Origin of the sequence: Paenibacillus forsythiae T98 (assembly GCF_000520735.1) — a bacterium.
Classification (GTDB): domain Bacteria; phylum Bacillota; class Bacilli; order Paenibacillales; family Paenibacillaceae; genus Paenibacillus_AQ; species Paenibacillus_AQ forsythiae.
In genome coordinates, this window is the sequence record NZ_ASSC01000214.1 from 1 (window position 1) to 6,284 (window position 6,284).

A 6,284-nucleotide genomic window follows, 5' to 3' on the forward strand; every position below is an offset into this window, starting at 1 on the left:
TCCCTACGAAGCGCTGGCCGGAGGCCCAGCCCCGCAGAAGCGCCTGCTGTCGAGAAGCCGGACGATCTATGCGGACGATCATTTGAATCCGCTTCCACCTGGGCGGCAGGGGACGCTGGGCCTGATCCATCAAAGCTATCGGCTTGCCTTTACGCCGGGCGTTGTCGCGTCAGCCTACGCCGGGAGCGTAAGCGAGGCCGATTTTATTCAGGCAGGCTACGTGCATCTGGACGGGGACGAGAACTGGTGGATTCGCTCCGGCACTGCGGTATATCCCGCTAATCCCGCTGCTCATTTCTATATTCCCGCCGGAATGAAGGATATTTTCGGAGTGGAGACGGCTGCGGATTATGACCGGTATGATCTGCTCGTGGAACGGGTAAAGGTTAAACAGGCAGCCTGGAATGAAAGCGCCGCAGTCAACGACTACCGCATGCTGGCTCCGGTAATGCTGACCGATCCGAACAAAAACCGCGCCGCCGTGGAGATGGACGCTCTGGGAGTCGTCGTTAAGTCCGCAGTTATGGGGAAGGCGGGGAGTGGAGACGGCGATTCACTGGCTGATCCGACCATACGGGTCGAATACGATCTGTTTCAGTGGATGAAAGGCCGCAAGCCCAACTATGTCCGCATGCTTGCCCGCGAGCGGCACGGTCCGGCCAACTCCAGATGGCAGGAAAGCTATGTGTACTCGGACGGGAACGGGGGCGTGGTTATGGCCAAGCGTCAGGCCAACCCCGGCACAGCCCTGCGGGCAGGTCCGGACGGCGCCGCCATGGAGGTGGACGCCAATCCGCGCTGGATCGGCAGCGGGCGGACAATTCTGAACAACAAGGGCAACCCTGTCAAGCAGTATGAGCCTTATTTCAGCACAACACACGAGTATGAAGACGAACGGAGTCTCCGTGAAATCGGCGTCACTCCGATCCTCTACTACGATCCTCTCGGACGCAACCTGCGAACAGAGTATCCGGACGGCACCCGCACCAGGATCGAATTCGATCCGTGGCATCAGAAGGTATATGACGCCAACGATACCGTCATGGGCAGCGGGTGGTACGCCGAGCGGGGGAGTCCGGACCCGTCTGCCGAACCTGAGCCGCTGAGCAATCCCGAGCGGCGCGCCGCCTGGCTCGCGGCCCGGCATGCGGACACGCCGGGGGTCGTCCGCCTGGACAGCCTGGGCCGCCCGTTCTATACGGTGACCGACTACGGAGACGGCAAGACTGCGGCCGTCCGTTCGGAAAGCGATCTGACAGGCCGCTTCACCAGGATGTTCGACCCATTGGGGCGTGAAGCTGCAAGCGGATTCGTCAGCATGGCCGGCTCCCCCGTTGTTGGAGAAAGCGCGGAAAAAGGCCGGCGCTGGCTATTCCAGAATGCGGCGGGCGCGCTCCTGAGAGCTTGGGATGAGCAAGGCCGTCATTTCCGCACCGAATACGATACACTCCAGCGTCCCGTCGGCATCTATGTAAAGGAAGCGGGACAGGCGGAAATTCTGTTCAGCTGCATTGTGTACGGGGACCGACATCCCGCTGCTGAACAACTGAATCTGCTGGGGGCGGTCCATCAGGTTTTCGATCAGGCCGGTATGGTGCGGCTGACAGAGGCGGATTTTAAAGGCAATCCCAAGCGGGTGGAACGCACTCTGTCCAACGGGTACAGCCACAATGTCAATTGGGCTGTATTGTTGAATCAACCCGATTATACCGCTATTCAGGCGGCGGCCAGTGCCGAGCTGGACACGAGTGAGGTGTTTTGGGCCTCCGCCGATTATGACGCGATGAATCGTCCGGTTCAGGTCACTCTCCCGGATCACACCGTTGTCAAGCCTGTATATAATGAAGCGAACTTTCTGGCCTCGCTTTCGGCGCAGATCGGGGGACAGGGCGCTTTTACCGAGTTCCTGAAAAATCAGGATTACGATGCGAAGGGCCGCCGCTTGAAGGCGCTTTATGGAAATGAGGCTTACAGCCGGTATTTCTATGATCCCCGCAGCTTCCGTCTGCTCAATCTGGTAACCTTCGGGTCCGGCGATGATCCGAATAGCGGGGCGCTGCAAAATCTGCATTACAGCTATGATCCGGTGGGCAATATTACCCAAATCAAGGATGAGGCCCGGCAAACGCATTATTTCAACAACGCTGTCGTTCATCCGGACAGCCTGTTCCGGTACGACGCGGCCTATCAGCTCATCTGGGCAGCCGGGCGCGAGCATGCGGGCGGCGTCAATGACGGAATCCGGAGCGACACCGATCTGGACTTTGTGCCGCAGCTGCCTCACTCCAATAACGCGGGAGCTGTGCGCAGATACACCGAAGAATATGAGTATGACCTTGTGGGAAATATCACGGTGCTGCGGCATCGTTACGCGGCCCAGGCGGGCATTGGCGGCGGTTGGACGCGCCGGTACAAATATGCGTATGAGAACGACGCGGTGGACGGGACTAACCGGCTGGTATCCACCAGTATGCCGGGTGATCCGGATCAGGGCCCGTACAGCGGGACCTACAGCTACGACGCCTTCGGCAACATGAACCGGATGCCGCATTTGGCGAGCCTGAGCTGGAATTTCCTCGACCAGTTGCAAAGGGCCGATTTGGGCGGCGGAGGCACGGCGCATTACGTGTACGATCTGGGTGGACAGCGAATCCGCAAAGTCGTCGAGCGGGGCGGGAATCTGAATCTGGAATGGATTTACCTCGGCGCGGTCCTGATCTTCAGGCGCAGGCGGCGAGATACGGGCGAGCTGCGCTTCGAGCGCCGGACCGTTCATATCAGCGACAATACCGGAATTATTGCGCGGGCCGACACCAAGTCCCGGGATGAGGACGGCAGCGACCCCGCCAATCCGCTGAACCTTCCGCTTATTCGTTACCTGTACTCCAATCATCTGGGCTCGGCGGTGCTTGAGACGGACGAAGACGGCAAGCCCGTTTCATACGAGGAGTACCATCCCTACGGCACCACGGCGTACCGCATGGCGAGGCCAGGATATGACCTGAGCCTGAAACGATACCGCTTTAGCGGCAAGGAACGCGATGAGGAGACGGGGCTGTACTACTTCGGGGCGAGATATTACGCGCCGTGGCTTGGAAGGTGGACAAGCGGCGACCCCGCCGGATTTGCGGCCGGAATGAATCTTTATCGCTATTGCTCGAACAATCCGGTCATGTGGCGCGATCCTAGTGGCACACAGGAGGAGCATACCGATTACTCGCTTAAGGATCTCGGTCTGGAGGGGATTACCGATCCCAAGGAGTTCTCGGGCAAGCTCAGAGCCCGCGGATATGACTTTACCGGCTATGACGACAAAGGCAAGGCGGCAAGCCCCGACGCTTCAGGCAAAGGCGTAGGCTTGGCGAAGCGCGACGGCGGTAACTGGGATGTCGGCAGGTGGCTGAAAGTACCCGGCGCAGGCGATGGAACGGGCGGTCTGAACAGTCCGCCCGGCCCAGGGAGAGCGCCTCCGGATGAATCCGGGCCAAAGGCGCCTTCAGCCGATAAGCCGGAGACGGGAAGTCTTGGCAGCGGCGGCACTGAGCTAAGCCTCGCTGCGCCGGAAGCCGAGCTTTTTATATGGAAGCATTCATTCAAAAATGAAGGTCTTAAGGGGAGCCAGAGAGGGTTCATACTGCAAAATCTGTACACCAATAATCCCCGTGTCTGGGAGACGGATAATGTGAAGGACTTTGACTTTGAGCCTCCGGGTGGAAGCAAGGTGCAGCAGATCAAGTCAACGGACAGTACGGACGCCAAATACATCAGGCAGTTTACAAGAGACGCGACCCGGGCCGCGAGCGACGCGGTCACCGCCAACCCGACCGGGACGATGGCCGGAAAGAGGCCGCAAGCGGTCATGATCGCCCCGACCGATGCGCCCAAGTCGGTGGAGACTGCCGTCGATGGCGCGCTGGCTGGCGCGCGCAAGCCCATTCCGAACAATCCGCTTGATCCTGAGTATGTGCGGGGACTGCCCGGCTTGATAGGTACAGCGGGAAAGGTTCTGACGGTAGTGGGAACGGGATTATCGGCCTTCTCGCTGGGCGCCGATATCGCGAGAGGCGATGCAGCCATGGGAGTCGGGGACGCGCTTGGCACGGTCGGCGGCGGACTGGAGATCTACGCAATGACAACTGCAGGGGCCACAGTTGCAGGCTTTAGCGCATTAACTGTCGGGGTGGCTATCGGTGGCTTGGGCATCGCGGTTACGTCTGGAGTAAGCGGATACAGGGCTTATCAGGCGGGTGACACGAAGGGTGCAGTGGCCGGGGGCGTAGGGGTACTCGCGGGACTGGCCATTGCGGCCGGAGCGATTGGAATATTGGCGGGAATCGCGGGAGCGCCGCTGCTGCTTGCTGCGGGTGCCATTGCCGCAGTCGGAGTCGGCATCTTTCATGCCGGTCGTTTCTTCGATCTATGGTAGCATCCGAACCAAACAATGCCCGACTAAGAAACGGAGGATAAGCCATGAACAGATTCATCTTCCCGAAAGGGTTGAAGATATCCCCGGATACGCTTGGCAGCCGGTCCGTCGGCGAACTTCAGTCCGCGCTCCGGAAATTGAAGCTGGATATCTCCTCCAGCGATCTGGCGCGCAAGGAAATGGGAGCCTCCACAATGGAAGCGATTCGGACCGTTCAGGAACGGGCGGGCCTTCCTGCGGACGGGAAATTGACGAAGGATACGGTGGCCAGGCTGAACGCGGAGCTGGCGCATACCTTTGTGGCCGGGAGCAAGACGCGGACACAGCGGGTTCAGGAGCTGCTGCAGCGCGTGGGGCAGCCGATCGACCCCGAGGAAATCAGAAGCCGGAAATTCGGACCCAGCACGGAGCAGGGGCTGAAGCGGTTCCAGGCTGACATGAGGCTGGCGCAGGACGGACGGATTTCGGATGGGATTGTGGCAAGGCTACGCGAAGAAGCGCTAAAGGCCCGGTTCAGCTCCAAGGGACAGGTGGCTGTGCTGCATCGAACGCTTCTGCGCGCGCTCCACACCGCCAAGCTGGGCGAGGTGCGGGTGGATCACGGCGAGCTGCGCGGACGGCAAATTGGAGCTACCACCCGGGCAGCGCTAAAAGCCTTGCAGCAGAAGTATGGTCTGCCCCCTACCGGAGAGCTGGACCCTGTCACCTATGACCGGCTGACTTCGCTTGCGGCCAGCATTCCGCAGCCTGTGATGCGCATGAAGCCGGGGAGTGCGGGGGAGCTGAAGCCCATCCGAAAAACAGCAAGGCTTAATATGAAAGCCCGGCATGTCAACGGTATGCAGAAAGCTCTGGCTTATTTGGGCTACGGCATTAATGAGCAAGAGTTCAAGACCCAAACCTTCGGCAAATCGACCCGGGAAGCCCTGATTGAGTACCAGCGTGCCCGGTTTCTCCCTGTGACCGGACATGCCGAAGGCCAGACCCTGGACAGTCTCAACCGCGAGGTGCTTCAGGCCAATCCCCTGGCAAGCGAGAAAGAATATGCTTACCGCGTTCGCGGATCGGTGCGCGACCCTCTGTGGGTCGGTATGGGCGGAATTAAAATACAGGTGTGGGAGAGGCTGATCGGCGGTCCGGGCGCCCTGCTTTCCGAACGTCAGACGGCTGGAAACGGATTTTTCGACATCCCTTATGATCCGCCGCGTGATTCGGCCACGGGGCAGATCAAGCGCTCATTCTCCCTGGAGGTCAAAGCCCTCGGCGCCGGCAATCAGGAGCTGGGCAGCCGGACGCTGGTCAATCCCGCCATGATTTGCTGGGCCAATTTCACGCAGGGCGACGAGCCTTACCGCGGCATTTCCGAGTTCGAATCACGCATGGCCGCGGTGAACAAGGCCATAGCTCCCGGAGCCGTTAAAGCACTCGTTCAGACGGAGCAGCATCGGCAGATCAGCGAGGCATCGCTGCGGGCCGGCATGGCCGCCGAGGACGTCATGCGCCTCGTGCTTGCGCATCTTGTGTCCGGCAAGCTCAACCATCCGGTTCTCGGCCCTGAAGCCTGCTATGCCTATATCGGACAGAACCTGCCGCCGAGCCTGCCCGGCGATCTCCTTGAAAGCACCGAGGACTGGGAGCTGATTGACCAGTTGGTCGAATCGGCTTCCAGCGGATTGGTGTTTATGGACGGCGAGCTGCAAGCGTCGGCATTCGGAAACGCCGTTACCCTGAATCTGATGCCAATTGCAGTGGGGCGGCAGAAGCAGGCTATCCTTGATGCTCTGGCGGCACTCAAGCGGACCTATGCGCTGGAGAAGCCGATTCTGATCGGCAATGGAAGCTTGCAGACTCTGCTTGA

At 60.0% G+C, this 6,284-nt stretch carries 2 protein-coding genes; both read left to right on the forward strand.

Annotated elements, in window-relative coordinates:
• Positions 1-4,426: RHS repeat domain-containing protein (locus L692_RS28060; protein WP_025698590.1), on the forward strand; the 4,426-nt coding region annotated here is incomplete at its 5' end.
• A 44-nt stretch (positions 4,427-4,470) separates the two neighbouring features.
• Positions 4,471-6,284: peptidoglycan-binding domain-containing protein (locus L692_RS0107485; protein WP_025698592.1), on the forward strand; the 1,814-nt coding region annotated here is incomplete at its 3' end.